This window comes from Acinetobacter modestus, assembly GCF_014636095.1.
GTDB classification, from domain to species: Bacteria; Pseudomonadota; Gammaproteobacteria; order Pseudomonadales; family Moraxellaceae; genus Acinetobacter; species Acinetobacter modestus.
The window spans coordinates 128,814-144,855 of sequence record NZ_BMDV01000005.1 but is presented as its reverse complement, the minus strand read 5'-3'; the positions used below and the strand labels follow the sequence as shown (position 1 = coordinate 144,855).

The window sequence follows — 16,042 nt, the reverse complement described above, 5'->3', positions numbered from 1 at the left end:
GGCTTTTTTTATGAACTTAGGTAACAATTTAGTCAATCTCTTATAGAAAAATAATCATGTCAAAACAATTAGATCAACTAATCCAAAGTTATAACCTGATCTTATTCGATGCGAAATGTGTTCTTTGCTCAGCATGGGCAAATTTTATGATCAAGCATGATCCACGTTATCAATTCAAACTCGTTTCTGTGCAATCAGATTTGGGGCAACAAATCTTAAAAAAGTATCATTTCCCAACTGACCATTTTGAAACCATGCTTTTACTTGAGAAGGGACAATTATTCACTGAATCAACAGCTTTCTTACGTGTGATGGAATCCCTTGATTTTCCTTACAACATATTACGATATGGCAAGTTTGTTCCAAAATTTGTACGTGACTTTACTTATCGACGTATTGCCCTTAATCGTTATCAACTTTTTGGTAAGACTGAAGATTGTTATGTGATTCAAGCGAGTGATAAACAGCATTTCTTATTGGATGATGTTTTAAGATGAGAAATGCTGAACTTACAATTGCACAGATTTTAAAATTCTGTCAACTGATTATTGCCTTTCTTTGGATTTATCAAGGTTTAATTCCTAAATTAATTTTTCAGGTAGAGGGTGAACAATACGTTTGGCAACAATTACATATTCCTGATGTGTATATACCATGGTTAGTCTCGCTTTCAGGGATTGGCGAGGTCATTTTTGGTATTCTCTTTCTGTTTATAAAACATCAATATTTGCACTGGCTCAGCATTTTGAGTTTAGTTGGGTTATTTATTTTTATTCTATTCATTTACCCAAATCAAATTTACCAAGCATTTAATCCCGTCGTGATGAATATTGCTTTAGGGAGTCTTTCGCTGATTTCAATCTGGTGTCTCAACGCAAAGACTTACACTAAGCCCGAATGAAATGTCCTTCACGAATACAATAAAATGGATTGACTAATTTAGATGAAGATTTCATTGCTTGTTGTAACTCATGTTCAGGAGCATTGCGGTCTTCATCGGTAAGCTGGAAAGTACGAAAATGAATGGCCAATGAACGATGCGCATGTAAATCTAAATGAGCGTGAAAAGCATCTTGTGGATTCATATGCACATATCGCATTAACTTTCGTGGCTCATAAGCACCTATGGGTAATAATGCAATACGTGCATCACCATATCGCTCATGTATTTGTTTGAAGTGCCCTGCGTAACCTGTATCGCCCGCAAAGAAACAATGTCCTGTCTTTGATAGAAGTGAAAAACCACCCCACAAGGCTCTATTTTGATCCCGTGCTCCACGTCCAGAAGCATGTTGTGCTGGTGTATAGGCAATCTTGATTTCGTCATGAAAAGGAATTTCTTGCCACCAATCCATTTCAATCACATGTAAATGTTTTGCTAAGTAGTAACCATTACCTAAACCCGTATAAATCGGCATTTTAAATTTCTGATGCAGCCACTCCAACGTTGCCAAGTCCATATGGTCATAATGATTATGGCTTAATAGTACTGCATGAATCGTTGGAAGCTTTTCTAAAGCAATCCCTGCTGGACAAACTCGTTGCGGGCCTTGTCCTTGCTTTGGGCTAACATAGTCACACCAGACAGGATCGGTTAAGAAGTTATAAGGGCCTATTTGGATGAGAACGGTTGCATGTCCTACAAACCAAATCTGCCAATTATTTAAATCTGCGTGTGGTCTATTTTGTGGTAACTCAAGCATTTGATTACGCAAATTAGCTTCATGCGCGCGATCAACATTCCAAGTATAAGATTTTCGTGTCGCTAGCCATTTAAATAAACCTTTACGGTCAAACGGTGTAAGCGGTTTTTCTAAATTATAAAAACGATCAATACCACAATGATCAGAAGGCTCATGTGGAAATGGAGGTTTCCCCCAAGTATGGCTCAAGCAAGATTGGGTCGGCAATTGATAGGTTAATGTCGGCTTATCTTTCATGTACTTCTTCTTTGCTGGAATTGAATCGCACAAAATTCCGATAGAATTGGGATAATGAGCAGTCCTTTACTCTAACTTTTAAAATCAATCTAATTGTATGATTTTTTTAGAGGGTTTAACTGCCTCTTAACAATCGAACTTGATCCTAACATAAGCTTGTTAGTTATGCTGATTTTATCCAGTCGAGTCAATACAATTTTAGGGGACATATCAAACTTTTCCACTATTTAGCTTATATAGTTTTTTTATTTCTCTAATACATTTTTTATATTTTAAGAGAAAGTATATTGTTTATAAAAACAGCTATTATATAATGGACATCGAGAAGTACTTTCTAACACTCATACTTTACAATAATAGTAAGACATATTTGGATCAGTCTAATGGAATTACGCCATTTACGTTACTTTATTACTGTTGCCGAGGAATTAAGCTTCAGTAAGGCTGCGATAAAACTGCATACAGCCCAACCCTCTTTAAGCCAACAAATCAAAGATTTAGAGGATGATATTGGTGTTCAATTATTTTATCGCACCAAACGTAAAGTTGAATTGACTGAGGAAGGTCTGGTTTTTTTAGAGCAAGCACGCTTAACCTTAACCCAAGCGGACAAAGCCATTACCATGGCGCGACAAGTTGCGGCAGCAAAAGTACAATGTCTAAGAATCGGATTTGTACCTTCTGCTGAAATTAGAATTTTTCCCTATATTTTCCCTAGGTTACGTGTCAAAACACCTAAACTGCAAATCAACACATTAAACTTAAAAGAAAGTGATCAAATCGCAGAATTAAAAAAAGGCGATTTAGACATTATTTTTATTAATCAAGACTTTCAAAATGAATATTTTGCCAGTCAATTGGTTTTGAAAGAACCTTTAATTTTTATCTTGCCCAAACAGCATCCTTTAGTGGAGTTTAATGAGTTAAATATTGAACGACTGAATGGATTGGAACTGACCATCCTATCACATAAACTTTCTCAACCATTGGCTCAAACGATTCTGAAATACAGAGATCAGCATCAAATTAAATTTAAATCGGTCCACGAAACCAACACGATCGCTGAATGTATTCAAGCAGTACATAGTGGTTTGAGTTGCGCGATTTTACCTTCTTATATGCAAGCACTTGCGACGGATCAAATCGTTGTTCGCCCATTAAACTACCCTCTGCCGAGTCTCGATGTATTTATGAGTTTCCATCGCACTTCACCAAGCCAAGCAGCGGAACAATTTTTGGAAGAAATTAGACAAGTTTTCGAACTAGAACAGTTAGCACTTTATGCAAGCTAAGAAAAAAGCCGATTTAAATCGGCTTTTAGTTTGTCTACTTAGGCTGGTTCACTAAAAAATGCTACAAATTTTTGATAACTTTCACGCTGTTTTACATTTTCTAAATATTGTTCTATTACGGGATGAGTCTGTATTTGACCAATTTTCAACTGCCAAAATAACATTGCTGCAACCATCACATCTGCTGTGGTAAATTGTTGCCCGCATAAATATGGATCAGCCTCATTTAAGCCCTGAATAAAGGCATGATAAGCTTCTTGATAATCACCATAGCCAACAAACATTTTCTGATCAGATTTTATCTCTACACCCAACATTTTGTTGGTCGATGCTGCTTCCCAAGGTCCAGAAATAAACATAAGCCAACGATAGTACAACCCTCGCTTAGGATCATTGAGTGCTGGTACTAAGCCCTTATCCGCGAACTTATCTGTCAAATATGCACACACTGCTCCAAGCTCATAAATCACGATATCTCCATCGACTAGAACAGGAACTTTTCCAAAAGGGTTTATTTTTAAATATTCTGGTGACTTCATTTCTGTCTGATAAGCCACTTCTATTCGCTCACAGGCAACCCCCAGTTCAATGAGCAACCAATCAACAACCATACCGCGAGACTGAGTATTTGTATAAAATTTAAGTGCCATTTTTCATATTTCCTTGTTTATTGGTGTTATTAAAATTTAATCGTTCTCATTGTCAGTTTTTGTCAGTAGTCGAACGGCATACTTCCTGAGTCCACCATTGTTGAAAAAGTTGTTGTTTGAATTGTGGATAGAGTTCTTGGCTTAAACTTAGATTTTGCATACGATCAAGTCGAAAATTTCGAAAATCATTGCGTAATTCACACCAAGCAGCGAGCACAATCTTGTCATTAAAATAACCAAGTGCAAACGGCCAAACTGTTCTCGCACTGGTACGTTGCTGTTCATCAACATAATCAAAGAAAATTTTAATTTGAGATCGAATCGATACTCTGACTTGCTCAACCAATATTTGATTGACAGGTAACCACACGTTAAATGCTCTTAATGTGGTTTGCTCTAATAAACTTTGCCGATGTTCAGGTAATACCGCATTTAATTTTGCTAACACTGAAATTGATGCTTCATTCAAAGCTTGGTCAGGAATACTTTTGAGCCAATATAAGGCTAAAAACATGGCTTCAATTTCATTTTCATTCAAGGTCATTGGAGGAAGCAAAAAATCTTCTTTGAGCTGAAACCCCAATCCTGCCGCTGCATCAATTTGAACGCCTTGTTCACGCAAAGTGTCTATATCACGATAAATGCTACGCTGACTAATCTGCAAACGCTCAGCCAAAACTTGTGCGGTGACTGGATAACGATATTGTCGAAGTAGTTGTAATAAATTCAGTAATCGAATAGAACGACTCATGCTATCCCTATTGTTATTATTGATGATGAGAAAATCAGCTTTCTCACCATCTTATCTTTGCAAATAATGTGAATCGCTTAACTTTCAGTAATCGCTGCGCGTTCTAATATACTTTGCAAATAAACATGTAAATCCTGCACATTATGAGCAATCGTTAAAGGCTGGTATTGTTGCAAAGTTTCAATACTATGCACCCCATAGCTTACGCCAATACGTGGCATATTCAGATTTTCTGCCATTTCTAAATCGTAACTGGTATCCCCTACCATAATTGCGCATTCAACTGCTACACCCAACTCAGCAAGAATCTCCTGCAACATCAATGGATCAGGTTTAGACTTGGTTTCACTGGCTGCACGGGTAATATCAAAAATCTGATGACTATTAGTTTGACTTAATACACGATCTAAACCTTTACGACTTTTACCCGTCGCAACTGCAAGCTTGATCCCTTGTTGTTTTAAGTCAGCCAACAACTCTGCCACACCACTAAACCATGCATCGCCTTTTGAATTTGCAACATAATGATCTGCATAGCATTGCAAAATATCTTGCTGCAAATCTGGAACCTGCGGAAATAAGATTTGCATGACTTCAGGCAAACCTAAGCCAATGATACTTTTTGCAGCGTCATCCGTTAAAGGTTGTTCAAATTGCTGTGCTGCATATTGCAGACTTGCTACGATTTGCCCAACCGAATCGAATAAAGTGCCATCCCAGTCAAAAATCACAAGTTCGATATTTTGACTCATTTCTGCTTTCTCAATTCATTGATCACTTGTTGCATATCTTCTGGCATTGGCGCTTCAATGCTTGGATAGTTTGGAATGTCTAAACGCATGGCATGTAGGCATAAACGACGTGCTTCGGGGCCTTTATAGTCTGTGTTATGTCCATATTTATCATCCCCAACTAAAGGATGGCCAATACTTAAACCATGTACACGGATTTGATGGGTACGTCCCGAAAGCGGTGATGCATGCACCAAAGTCGCTGTCTTAAAACGTTCAACCACTTTCCAGTCAGTCTTACTCGGCTTACCGTCTTTAGTCACACGAACACGACGTTCGCCATTCGCCAGTTCATAACGCAATAAGGGTGCATCAATCAATTGCCGATCCAAACTGACTTGTCCTTTGACAATCGCCGCATACGTTTTTTGAATTTTATGCTCGCGTAGTAAATCCTGAAGCAGTTTTAAGGTACTACGTTTCTTACTGATCATGACCAAGCCCGAAGTGTCGCGGTCAATACGATGGATCAGTTCCAAGTATTTTTTACCTGTCGCGGCACGCAAGGCTTCGATTAAACCATACGCCACACCACTGCCGCCATGGACGGCAATCCCAGACGGTTTATTCACCACTAATAAGCCTTCATCTTCGTAAACCACACGACTAAGCAGGCTTTGCGCCACGCCATCACTCACTGGTGCCGCGCTTTCATCCTTTTGTTCATAACGAATTGGTGCGACACGAATCTGATCGCCAATATTCAAACGTGTTTCTGCTTTTATTCTTTTTTTGTTTACACGTACTTGTCCTTCACGAATCAAACGGTAGATTCGACTTTTCGGTACACCTTTTAATCGGGTAAATAAAAAATTATCTATTCGCTGCCCGTCTTGATGCTCATCCACGTCAAACCAAGTGACACTTTGCCATTGTTGTGTAGAATTCATACGCTCGATTAATCCAAGATTTGCTAAATATGATTAAAAATTGATCATTTAGCTAAGTTATTTCACAAGAAACCTAAACTTAGCCCATAGGCAGATGCCGCAAGGTTTGATATATTCAGCGCACGGATACCACCGTAAGTGAGCATCAGATCAGAAATTTTATTTAGATAAAATTTTAAATCGACGAGATATTCACCAATAACTCGGATAGGTCCTAAAGAATTATGCCGACGCCGAAGGCTTATTATATCGGCAAAATGGCAAACTGTTGCGTTTAATTGTGCATCAGCACATACAGTTTGTTCAGAAAAAATATGTTGCCAACAAATTTGTTGGTTATTAAACGTAAACTGATCCACATCAGACAATTTGCTCCCTGATGTCGCATTCAGGCTAAAGCGTTGATGCATTGGAACTGCTAAGCAGAGATACGATGATCATTCCGTATCACGAGACTTCCAGATGGATCGACTTCAATGCTTAATGACAGTGAAAGTCACCATCCAATGCACCGCTCACCCGCCAGTGAAGCGTCTAGGAACTTTGATTATGCTGGGTCTAACGATATTTCACAGATGCAAAACATGGATGAAATATCATTAGACTGAAGATTAAGGCACTATTGCTGACATCGAAATAAACGTATCAAAGCACAAACTGAATATTTACAGTCAGTGGTTTCAGAGCATCATGTACAAAGCTGCTTCTGAATCTTGATCGCGCCAATTTGATGTTTGCTCAAAAGTATCGGGCTGGTTGTTTGTGTGCATCACTATTAGGTGTCACACCCATGAAACGTATGTTGATTAATGCAACCCACGCCGAAGAAGTTCGCGTTGCACTGATTACTGGTAATCGTCTTTACGATTTCGATTTAGAAAATCGTACTCGTGAACAAAAAAAATCAAATATTTATAAAGGTCATGTCACTCGCGTTGAACCTTCTTTAGAAGCAGTTTTCGTTGAGTACGGCGCACAGCGTCAAGGCTTTTTATCTATGCGAGAAATTGCAAACTCGTATTTCAAAGCGGATCCTCGTCAAACTTCAAATATTCGTGAACTCATCACTGAAGGCACAGAATTATTGGTTCAAGTTGAAAAAGAAGAGCGTGGCAACAAAGGTGCTGCGCTTTCTACTTTTATTTCTCTTGCAGGCCGTTATTTAGTACTTATGCCAAACAACCCGAAAGGTGGCGGTATTAGCCGCCAGATTTCAGGTTCTGTGCGCGAAGAACTCAAAGAAATTCTATCTTCTTTAAATGTACCTCGTGGCATGAGCGTCATTGTTCGTACTGCGGGTATTGGTCGTACACAAGAAGAATTACAACTTGATTTGCAACATTTACTTGACCTTTGGGCTCAAATCCAAGGTTCAGCAGGTTCTGGCCCATCACCAATGTTAGTTCACCAAGAAGCAGGTGTAGTGACACGCGCGATCCGTGATTACTTACGTGATGATGTTGCAGAAATCCTGATTGATAGTGAACAAGCCTATAACGAAGCCTATAACTTCGTAAAAGCAGTCATGCCACGCCAACTTGATAAGTTAAAAACTTATACCTTGAATGAGCCTTTATTTGCTCATTTCGGTATTGAAAGCCAAATCCAAACCGCTTATGAACGTGAAGTTAAACTTCCGTCTGGTGGTTCAATCGTGATTGACCAAACTGAAGCTTTAGTTTCAATCGATATTAACTCGGCGAAATCAACACGTGGTCATGATGTTGAAGAAACTGCGTTAAACACCAACTTGGAAGCAGCTGAAGAAATCGCACGTCAACTTCGTTTACGTGATATTGGTGGTTTAGTCGTGATCGATTTTATCGACATGACCAAAGACCGTAACCAACGTATGGTCGAAGCGAAATTACGTGAAGCAACGCAGAGCGATCGTGCGCGTATTCAATTCGGTCAACTGTCACGTTTTGGCCTCATGGAAATGAGCCGTCAACGTTTACGCCCTTCTTTAGAAGAAGCGACTGGCTACGTTTGCCCACGCTGTCATGGCACAGGTATGGTACGTGACTTACGTTCACTCTCACTTTCGATTATGCGCAAGGTCGAAGAAATTGCTTTACGCGAGCGTCAAGGTGAAGTTCAAGTTGAAGTTCCAGTTGAAATCGCAGCATTCTTATTAAATGAAAAGCGTCACAGTCTGGTATATCTTGAGCAAACATCAAATGTTCGTGTGACCATATTGCCTCACCCACACTTAGAAACCCCACATTATCAAATCCAGTACAATCCTGATGGCTTTGCTCCATCGAGTTATGAACGTACTGAAGCAACCCGTTCAAGTGAAAAAGAATTGGGGTATGAATCTTCTGAATGGCATTTAGAAGAAGCAGAGCATCACCATGCAGCACCTGCACAAAATAATGCAGCTGCACAGCAAAAGAAAGCAACTCAACAACAAGCTGCTCAACCTAAGCAAGCACAACAAGCTGTTGCACAAAAGTCAGCAAGCCCTTGCGCATGGTTAGAGAACTTATTCGTTCAAAAGCAAGCACAAACGACTGATCAATCACGTTCTGCACAAAATGCTGCCGCAGCAATTGAACAAATGATTAATAACGGTGCAGTCAGCCGTGGTCAGTTTGGTCAAATGAATACACCTGCTGCTATCACTGAAACTGCAGCACCAGCCGTAAATAATGCTTATATTTCACAATCACCAGTGAAACAAGAAGCACGCGAAACCTTTGAGAAAGATGAAAAAGCTCATCGCCCAAATCAATCGCAAAATCCGAAGAAACGTAAACATAAAGAACAACGTGAACATCATTCACATGCACATGAACAACAAAATCAAGTGCAGGAAGAAAATGTTCAAGTTTCTTCTCGTCAAGAGCAACCATCACGTCAAGAACAACGTGAGTTAAAGCGTCAGCAAAAACGTCAGCAACCACAAGAACATCAAAACCAACAGCAGCATCAAGATGCTGGACATGGTAATGATACAAACGCGTTGCCACGTCGTGATCGCAATAACCAACAGCGTCCAAATCGACCAAACCGTCATCGTGACCAAAGTGTTTTAAATGAAACGGCTGCTGCTACACCTGAAACTGTAGCGAATCCTCAACAAATTAAAGTTGATGTGATTGATGCACCTCGTGCAGAACCAATGAACACAGCATTGATCGTAAATATTGATCAAGGTCAGAGTGAAATTGTTGCATTAAATCAACAACAGGCTAATCCAGTTACAAAAACTGAAACAGTACCTGTTGCTGTAGAGCAAACTGAAGTCCTTGAACCTGTTCAAACAGAACAAGTGGCTACAGAAGTTGAAGAAGTGACATCAACTGAAGCTGCCCCAGCACCTGTAAAACGTGCTAGCAATGATCCACGTTCACGTCGTCGTCATCGTGATTCGCAATCATCGCCTAAAGCCATTGTGCCTAAAGTTGTACCGTCACAAATTCCAACGTTAGCTCAGTACACGATGAGTAGTCTGATTCGTCATGTATATGGTGAAGACTGTACTATTTTGATTGAGCAATTCGGCTTAGTGACAACATTTAATCGTGCATTACAAAAGTTTGCTGAGCAATATGCAAATACTTTAGTGGTTGAAACTGTTGCTGAAGAAAAACGTCCCGTAACACGTGATGCTGAACTTCCAACTCAAAAGCAAACTGACGAAGTTGAACCTGCACCTGTACTGGCACTAACTCCACCAGAAGCACCTGCTACTCGTGTTGCAAATGATCCACGCGAACGTCGTCGCTTGGCTAAACTTGCCGCTGAACAAGCTAAGGAAGCTCATATCGCTGCAAATACGACTGCTGCGCCTATTGAAAGCACTGAATCTAAAGAAGAAGTGCCAGAAACAGTCGTTAATATTGTTGCAGATGAAACAGTAGCCACAGCCTCCACTCCAGCGCAACAACCACTAGAACTAGACAGCACTGATGTTACGCCAGCAGAAGCTGCACCAGTTGAAGCTTCTGAGCCAGTAACATCGACTGAAACAGCTGAAGCTGAAATGGTTTCTGAAACGACTGAAACTGTTCAAGCTGTTGAAAAAGCTGAGCCAACTGAAGCAGAACTAGAGGATGAAGCAGCGAAGGCAGAAAAGGAAAAATCTAGCCGCCCTCGTCGCCCTCGTGGAAGACCACCTAAAAAGAGCACAACTGGCAATGAATAATTTGCTAAATTGCACTCAATAAGGCAAAGCCTAGTCATTTCGATGACTAGGCTTTTTTGTTATTTTGTCAGATTAGGTTGATTGCTCTAGGAACTTACCAGTAAAAACAGCATCAACAACAATGATGTTAATGGTTGTGTTCTAACAGATAGCCATTTTTGGACTGATCGAAAAATAAACAGGATTGATATGAGCCAAACTACGCAGACCGATATTATTACCCTTAGTGATGTTGCTACTAGACTTCCAAACTTCATCACCAAAGTACCTCATATCCTCAATGGACTTAAACAAGCATATATACGAACGCCAACTTCACCTGCTGGTTTAGGCATTGCCTTTGAAAAAGCAGTCAAGCGTAACCCTCAAGGCATCGCACTGTTATTTGAAGATCAAAGTTACAGCTACCAAGCACTAAATGAATGGGCTAACCAAATTGCGCATTACTATTTATCGCTTGGTGCTAAAAAAGGTGATGTAATTGCAGTGATGGTTGAAAACCGTCCTGAACTGATTGCTACGATTGTTGCTTTAGCTAAAATTGGTGTCACGATCGCACTCGTAAACACATCACAAGTCGGTAAGGTCCTTGCTCATAGCATTAATTTGGTTAATCCAATTGCAGTGATTGCAGGTGAAGAAGTCCGTGCTGCGATTGATGAAGCTCGCCCAGAATTAAAAGTGCCACAAGATCGTTTCCACTGGTTTGCTGATCTAGAAACACGAAAAAATGCAGGCATTGCACCTAAGGGTTATGTCAATCTGGCACAACAAATTGATCAATTTCCAAAATTTAATCCATCTACAACGCGTACAGTAACGGGTAAAGATGGTTTATTTTATATCTATACCTCTGGTACAACTGGCCTACCAAAAGCTGTTATTTTCACACACAGCCGTTGGACTCTAGCTTACGGTACGTATGGACATATCCTTAACCTCGGTAAAGATGATGTGATGTACGTTACCTTACCGCTTTACCATGCAACGGGAGTTGTGGTGTGCTGGTGTGGTGTAATTGCAGGTAGCGCAACGCTTGCAGTACGTCGTAAATATTCAACTAGCGCATTCTGGAAAGATGTTCAGAAGTTTAATGCTTCAGCGATTGGTTATGTCGGCGAGCTTTGCCGTTACCTCATCGATGCGCCTGCAACTGAACAGGATCGTGCTCATCGTGTTACCAAAATGATTGGTAACGGTATGCGTCCGAACATTTGGGGTAAGTTCAAAGAACGTTTTGGCGTGCAAGAAGTACTTGAACTTTATGCATCAAGTGAAGGCAATGTTGGTTTTAGTAATATCTTTAACTTTGACAATACAGTTGGCTTCTCTCCTACCCCATATGCAATCGTTGAATTCGACAAAGAAAAGAATGAGTTAGTTCGCGATAAGAAAGGCAACTGTAAAAAAGTCAAAACAGGTGAAGTCGGCTTACTCGTTGGTAAGATCACTAGCCGATCACCCTTCGATGGCTATACAGACCCAGAGAAGAACAAATCTGTGATTTTAAAAGATGTGTTTAACAAGGGTGACTCATACTTCAATACTGGAGACTTGGTTCGTGACATCGGCTTCCGTCATGCGCAGTTTGTAGACCGTTTAGGCGATACTTTCCGTTGGAAAGGTGAAAACGTTTCTACAACTGAAGTTGAAAATATGGTCTGCGAATATGAAAAGATCGCGGAAGCTGTGGTATACGGGGTAGAGATTCCAAATACCAATGGTCGTGCAGGTATGGCAGCAATAACGTTGGTTGATGGTGCAGAGCTTAACGAAGCTGATCTAAGCGCTATGGTGAATGTATTTAAAAAATGCTTACCATCATATGCAATTCCAGTATTTTTACGCATTCAAGCCAAAGTAGAAACCACTGGAACATTTAAATACCAAAAAAATAAACTGAAAGAAGACTCATTTAATCCGAGCAAAACATCTGAACGTTTATTGGTTTTATTACCAGGTACAAACAGCTATAGTGATGTAAATACTGAAATCTTTGATAACATTCAAAGCTATCAGTACCGTTTCTAGTTTATTTTTTAGCTAAACAAGAGGAAATCGTGCTTTTTATAAACAATCATGCAGATGTTTTTAAATTTCCTCTTGTGTTAGCTGAATAAGTTGCTAGAATACGCAACATCAAAACGAGATGGGTCGTTAGCTCAGTTGGTAGAGCAGCGGACTTTTAATCCGTTGGTCCCGCGTTCGAGTCGCGGACGACCCACCATCTAATGTTTTGAACCCTTATGGGTCGTTAGCTCAGTTGGTAGAGCAGCGGACTTTTAATCCGTTGGTCCCGCGTTCGAGTCGCGGACGACCCACCAGATTCTAAAAAACCTCATCGTAAATGATGAGGTTTTTTATTTTGTGCGAATTATCTTTCTAAAAGATGACAACAACCATTAGATTGCTTTAAGCATCCTTGCTCAAAGCAATCTTTCACCTAAATTATAAAAAACTTTCCAACACCGAATTTAAAAAGATATGCCCCCGCTCTGTGCAAGCAATTCGATTTACATCATCGACCAAAAGTTTTTTGTCACGTAATTGATTCAGCGTCTCATTGATATCTTGCAAATCAAGCCCTGTGCGTTGAGTATAAAATTTCGCATCCACCCCATCATTTAAACGCAAGGCATTCATCATAAATTCAAATGGCAATTCATCTGCTTCGATACGTTTCATTTGCACATGTTCAGCAGGTACTTTAGCCAAATAATCTTTTGGCAGCCGCGTCTTTTGAAAACGATAAATACCCTCTGAGCGAGTCACTTTGCCATGTGCACCTGCACCGATCGCTAAATAATCACCAAACCTCCAATAATTCAAATTATGTGCTGAGGGTTTTTCTTTACGCCATGCTGAGACTTCGTAATTGATATAACCATTCGCTTTTAAATAAGCCTCACCTAATTCTTGGATATGTTCTAAAACTTCATCTTGTGGCAATACGGGTTGGGTTCTAAAGAACACCGTATTTGGCTCAATGGTCAGTTGATACCAACTAATATGTGTTGCACCATGTTCTACAGCTAATCTAAGGTCTTCTAAAGCCTGTTCTTGCGTTTGCTGTGATAAACCATGCATGAGGTCAACATTAACGCGCTCAAAGCCTGCTTGACGCGCTTGTTGGATTGCATCTAAAGCATTATTCGCTGTATGAATACGACCCAATCTCTGTAAATGCTCAGGATCAAAACTTTGTACACCTAATGATAAACGGTTGATGCCAACAGCAAGATAATCCGCAAATGGATCATGTTCAACCGTTCCAGGATTAGCTTCCAATGTGATTTCACAATCTACTTCAAAGTCTAATCGCGCCTTTAATTGACTAAATAACCACTGATAGCCTTGTGCTGAAATTAAAGACGGCGTTCCACCACCAATAAATACGCTATGAATTGACCGACCTTGCGCCATTTCAATTTGAGTCTCAAAATCAGCCACCAGTGCCTCAAGATATTGTTGCTCTAAATCTACAGACAATTCCCCATCAGGAACAGCATGTGAATTGAAGTCACAATAAGGGCACTTACGCACACACCAAGGCATATGGATATAAAGTGAAAGTGGAATATTTTCTGGATTTAAATGACTCAAAATGGAAGCTCAACAACAGATCTCTTTTATTTTAACATGACTCTATCAATCCGCTTATTATCATCACTTCGCTATTCGGTTAGACTGAGACAATGAAGAACAATTAGATTGATAAAATGATCAAAATTACCAGCCAATTGCTATTTATTCTTCCTCTTGCATTAGGTGTCGGTATTGCAATGGCATTTCAAACTGCAATTAATTCACAACTTAGAGAACATTTACACTCACCTCTTCAAGCTGCCTTATTATCTTTTTTGGTAGGGACAATTGTGCTTGCATGTATGGTTTATTTTCAAAGCACAGCAAAACCTAGTCTTGGAGAACTATCCCAAATTCCATGGTTTCTGTGGGTGGGTGGATGCCTTGGGGTTTATGCCATCAGCATGAGCATTTATACTGCACCCAAACTAGGTTTTTTAACTTTTTCAGGCTTAGTTATTTTCGGTCAATTGACCATTTCAATGTTACTTGACCATTTCGGCTGGTTAGGTACAGAAAAAACACCTATTAATTGGCAACGTCTTGTCGGCAGTATTGTCATTTTTATTGGTGTCATATTCACTCTACAACGCTAATTCTCCCTCAATTCAATAAGAGTATTTTTTGTGTCTCACGCGACAACCAAGCGGTTTGAACTTAAGCAATTATTTCATTTAATGTTTCCGATCTTGATCACCCAATTTGCTCAGGCTGGGCTTGGTCTTATTGATACCATCATGGCAGGTCATCTTTCTGCTGCTGATTTGGCAGCCATTGCTGTCGGTGTTGGTTTATGGATTCCAATTATGTTGTTATTTGCAGGGATTATGATCGCAACAACACCTTTAGTCGCTGAAGCACGCGGTGCAAGAACACCAGAGAAAATTCCGACTATTGCACGTCAATCCTTATGGGTTGCGGTCATCCTCGGCATCGTTGCTATGTTGATTTTGCAATGTATGCCGATGTTTTTACCTCTCTTTGGAGTACCTGAAAGTTTATTACCCAAAGCAAGCTTGTTTTTACATGCGATTGGCTTTGGTATGCCTGCGGTGATGATGTACGCAGCTTTACGTAGTTATTCTGAAGCCTTAGGGCACCCACGACCTGTGACTGCGATTAGCTTAATTGCATTGTTGGTCCTGATTCCACTGAATTTTATTTTTATGTACGGTTTTGGACCTATTCCTGCTTTAGGGAGTGCGGGTTGTGGCTTTGCAACAGCAATCTTACAGTGGCTGATGTTTATTACACTGGCGATTTATATTTCAAAAGCTAAGGCTTATAAACAAGCGCCCATTTTCACAAAATGGGAAAAAATTGATCCTGTATGGGTAAAACGCATCTTAAAGCTGGGTCTGCCGATTGGTCTAGCTGTATTTTTTGAGGTAAGTATTTTCAGTACAGGCGCGATTGTCCTGAGTCCACTCGGTGAAAATGCGATTGCGGCGCATCAGATTGCAATTTCTGTGACTTCACAATTGTTTATGATCCCATTATCTCTTGCCATTGCACTCACAATTCGTGTGGGCACTTATTATGGAGAGAAAAATTGGTATGCGATGCGCCAAGTTCAAAAAGTAGGGTTAATTAGCGCAACCATTTTTGCTGCTTTGACCATGACCTTGATTGCTGTCGCACGCCCTTATATCGTGGCAATCTATACCAATGATATTAATGTCATTCCTGTCGCGATGTATCTCTTGTGGTTCGCGATGGCGTATCAACTAATGGATGCATGGCAAGTAAGCGCTGCAGGCTGCCTACGTGGCATGCAAGACACGCAAGCACCAATGTGGATTACCTTAATGGCATACTGGGTCATTGCTTTCCCAATAGGCTTATATCTGGCGCGTTATACGATTTGGGGTGTTGCAGGTGTTTGGTTAGGATTGATTATCGGTTTAAGTATTGCCTGTGTATTCTTGATTGGTCGTTTATATTTAAACAATAAACGATTAGCGCAAATGATCAGTGCTAAGTTATAAGT

At 40.1% G+C, this 16,042-nt stretch carries 14 protein-coding genes and 2 tRNA genes; 9 read left to right on the top strand and 7 right to left on the bottom strand.

Annotated features, from left to right (window positions below; translation table 11 throughout):
* Positions 1–56: 56 nt before the first annotated feature.
* Together IEV17_RS12380 and IEV17_RS12375 are read left to right on the top strand one after the other, a co-directional pair.
* Positions 57–497: a thiol-disulfide oxidoreductase DCC family protein gene (locus IEV17_RS12380; RefSeq protein WP_004659138.1), complete on the top strand. Its 441-nt coding sequence runs from the start codon at positions 57–59 to the stop codon at positions 495–497.
* Positions 494–901, top strand: coding sequence for a DoxX-like family protein (locus IEV17_RS12375; RefSeq protein ID WP_004659140.1), 408 nt, complete (start codon positions 494–496; stop codon positions 899–901). The genes IEV17_RS12380 and IEV17_RS12375 overlap by 4 nt, the downstream gene beginning before the upstream one ends.
* Here IEV17_RS12375 and IEV17_RS12370 read toward each other — a convergent pair.
* Positions 888–1,940, bottom strand: a complete 1,053-nt coding sequence (locus tag IEV17_RS12370; RefSeq protein WP_004659142.1) for an MBL fold metallo-hydrolase — start codon at positions 1,938–1,940, stop codon at positions 888–890. The two genes, IEV17_RS12375 and IEV17_RS12370, sit on opposite strands and share 14 nt — an antisense overlap.
* Before the next feature lie 383 nt (positions 1,941–2,323).
* Here IEV17_RS12370 and IEV17_RS12365 point away from each other — a divergent pair, with 383 nt between their 5' ends.
* The gene (locus IEV17_RS12365) at positions 2,324–3,232 is read left to right on the top strand and encodes a LysR substrate-binding domain-containing protein (RefSeq protein WP_004659144.1); all 909 of its coding nucleotides are present in this window, start codon (positions 2,324–2,326) and stop codon (positions 3,230–3,232) included.
* 38 nt (positions 3,233–3,270) lie between these two features.
* Here IEV17_RS12365 and IEV17_RS12360 read toward each other — a convergent pair whose 3' ends face one another.
* The 5 genes from IEV17_RS12360 to IEV17_RS12340 form a co-directional block, all read right to left on the bottom strand.
* Positions 3,271–3,882: a glutathione S-transferase family protein gene (locus IEV17_RS12360; RefSeq protein ID WP_004659147.1), complete on the bottom strand. Its 612-nt coding sequence runs from the start codon at positions 3,880–3,882 to the stop codon at positions 3,271–3,273.
* Between the two features lie 52 nt (positions 3,883–3,934).
* Positions 3,935–4,633, bottom strand: a complete 699-nt coding sequence (locus tag IEV17_RS12355) for a helix-turn-helix transcriptional regulator (RefSeq protein ID WP_004659149.1) — start codon at positions 4,631–4,633, stop codon at positions 3,935–3,937.
* Positions 4,634–4,710: 77 nt separating this feature from the next.
* Positions 4,711–5,385 (bottom strand): HAD-IA family hydrolase, encoded by a 675-nt coding sequence (locus IEV17_RS12350; protein WP_004659151.1) that lies wholly within the window; start codon positions 5,383–5,385, stop codon positions 4,711–4,713.
* Positions 5,382–6,314: an RluA family pseudouridine synthase gene (locus IEV17_RS12345; protein ID WP_004659152.1), complete on the bottom strand. Its 933-nt coding sequence runs from the start codon at positions 6,312–6,314 to the stop codon at positions 5,382–5,384. The genes IEV17_RS12350 and IEV17_RS12345 overlap by 4 nt, the downstream gene beginning before the upstream one ends.
* A gap of 62 nt (positions 6,315–6,376) precedes the next feature.
* Positions 6,377–6,724 (bottom strand): hypothetical protein, encoded by a 348-nt coding sequence (locus IEV17_RS12340; RefSeq protein WP_004659153.1) that lies wholly within the window; start codon positions 6,722–6,724, stop codon positions 6,377–6,379.
* 380 nt (positions 6,725–7,104) lie between these two features.
* On the opposite strand from IEV17_RS12340, the gene IEV17_RS12335 reads away from it, so the two are divergent.
* From IEV17_RS12335 to IEV17_RS12320, 4 genes are all read left to right on the top strand, one after another.
* On the top strand, positions 7,105–10,467 hold the full coding sequence (locus IEV17_RS12335) for an Rne/Rng family ribonuclease (RefSeq protein ID WP_004659154.1): 3,363 nt from the start codon (positions 7,105–7,107) through the stop codon (positions 10,465–10,467).
* A gap of 189 nt (positions 10,468–10,656) precedes the next feature.
* Positions 10,657–12,498 carry a long-chain-acyl-CoA synthetase gene (locus tag IEV17_RS12330; RefSeq protein ID WP_004659155.1) on the top strand — a complete coding sequence of 614 codons (1,842 nt, stop codon included), beginning with the start codon at positions 10,657–10,659 and terminating at the stop codon, positions 12,496–12,498.
* A gap of 120 nt (positions 12,499–12,618) precedes the next feature.
* Positions 12,619–12,694, top strand: a tRNA-Lys gene (locus IEV17_RS12325).
* A gap of 21 nt (positions 12,695–12,715) precedes the next feature.
* A tRNA-Lys gene (locus IEV17_RS12320) sits at positions 12,716–12,791 on the top strand.
* 124 nt (positions 12,792–12,915) lie between these two features.
* Here the strand turns inward: IEV17_RS12320 and hemW are convergent.
* The gene (gene hemW / locus IEV17_RS12315; protein ID WP_004659156.1) at positions 12,916–14,070 is read right to left on the bottom strand and encodes a radical SAM family heme chaperone HemW; all 1,155 of its coding nucleotides are present in this window, start codon (positions 14,068–14,070) and stop codon (positions 12,916–12,918) included.
* Positions 14,071–14,186: 116 nt separating this feature from the next.
* Here hemW and IEV17_RS12310 point away from each other — a divergent pair, with 116 nt between their 5' ends.
* Both IEV17_RS12310 and IEV17_RS12305 read left to right on the top strand, forming a co-directional pair.
* Positions 14,187–14,648, top strand: a complete 462-nt coding sequence (locus IEV17_RS12310; protein WP_004659157.1) for a DMT family transporter — start codon at positions 14,187–14,189, stop codon at positions 14,646–14,648.
* Positions 14,649–14,678: 30 nt separating this feature from the next.
* Positions 14,679–16,040: an MATE family efflux transporter gene (locus IEV17_RS12305; RefSeq protein ID WP_004659158.1), complete on the top strand. Its 1,362-nt coding sequence runs from the start codon at positions 14,679–14,681 to the stop codon at positions 16,038–16,040.
* Positions 16,041–16,042: the final 2 nt, after the last annotated feature.

Coding starts and splice junctions, on each gene's coding strand:
- IEV17_RS12380 (WP_004659138.1), top strand. CDS start 57: ATGTCAAAACAATTAGATCAACTAATCCAAAGTTATAACCTGATCTTA.
- IEV17_RS12375 (WP_004659140.1), top strand. CDS start 494: ATGAGAAATGCTGAACTTACAATTGCACAGATTTTAAAATTCTGTCAA.
- IEV17_RS12370 (WP_004659142.1), bottom strand. CDS start 1,940: ATGAAAGATAAGCCGACATTAACCTATCAATTGCCGACCCAATCTTGC.
- IEV17_RS12365 (WP_004659144.1), top strand. CDS start 2,324: ATGGAATTACGCCATTTACGTTACTTTATTACTGTTGCCGAGGAATTA.
- IEV17_RS12360 (WP_004659147.1), bottom strand. CDS start 3,882: ATGGCACTTAAATTTTATACAAATACTCAGTCTCGCGGTATGGTTGTT.
- IEV17_RS12355 (WP_004659149.1), bottom strand. CDS start 4,633: ATGAGTCGTTCTATTCGATTACTGAATTTATTACAACTACTTCGACAA.
- IEV17_RS12350 (WP_004659151.1), bottom strand. CDS start 5,385: ATGAGTCAAAATATCGAACTTGTGATTTTTGACTGGGATGGCACTTTA.
- IEV17_RS12345 (WP_004659152.1), bottom strand. CDS start 6,314: ATGAATTCTACACAACAATGGCAAAGTGTCACTTGGTTTGACGTGGAT.
- IEV17_RS12340 (WP_004659153.1), bottom strand. CDS start 6,724: ATGCATCAACGCTTTAGCCTGAATGCGACATCAGGGAGCAAATTGTCT.
- IEV17_RS12335 (WP_004659154.1), top strand. CDS start 7,105: ATGAAACGTATGTTGATTAATGCAACCCACGCCGAAGAAGTTCGCGTT.
- IEV17_RS12330 (WP_004659155.1), top strand. CDS start 10,657: ATGAGCCAAACTACGCAGACCGATATTATTACCCTTAGTGATGTTGCT.
- IEV17_RS12310 (WP_004659157.1), top strand. CDS start 14,187: ATGATCAAAATTACCAGCCAATTGCTATTTATTCTTCCTCTTGCATTA.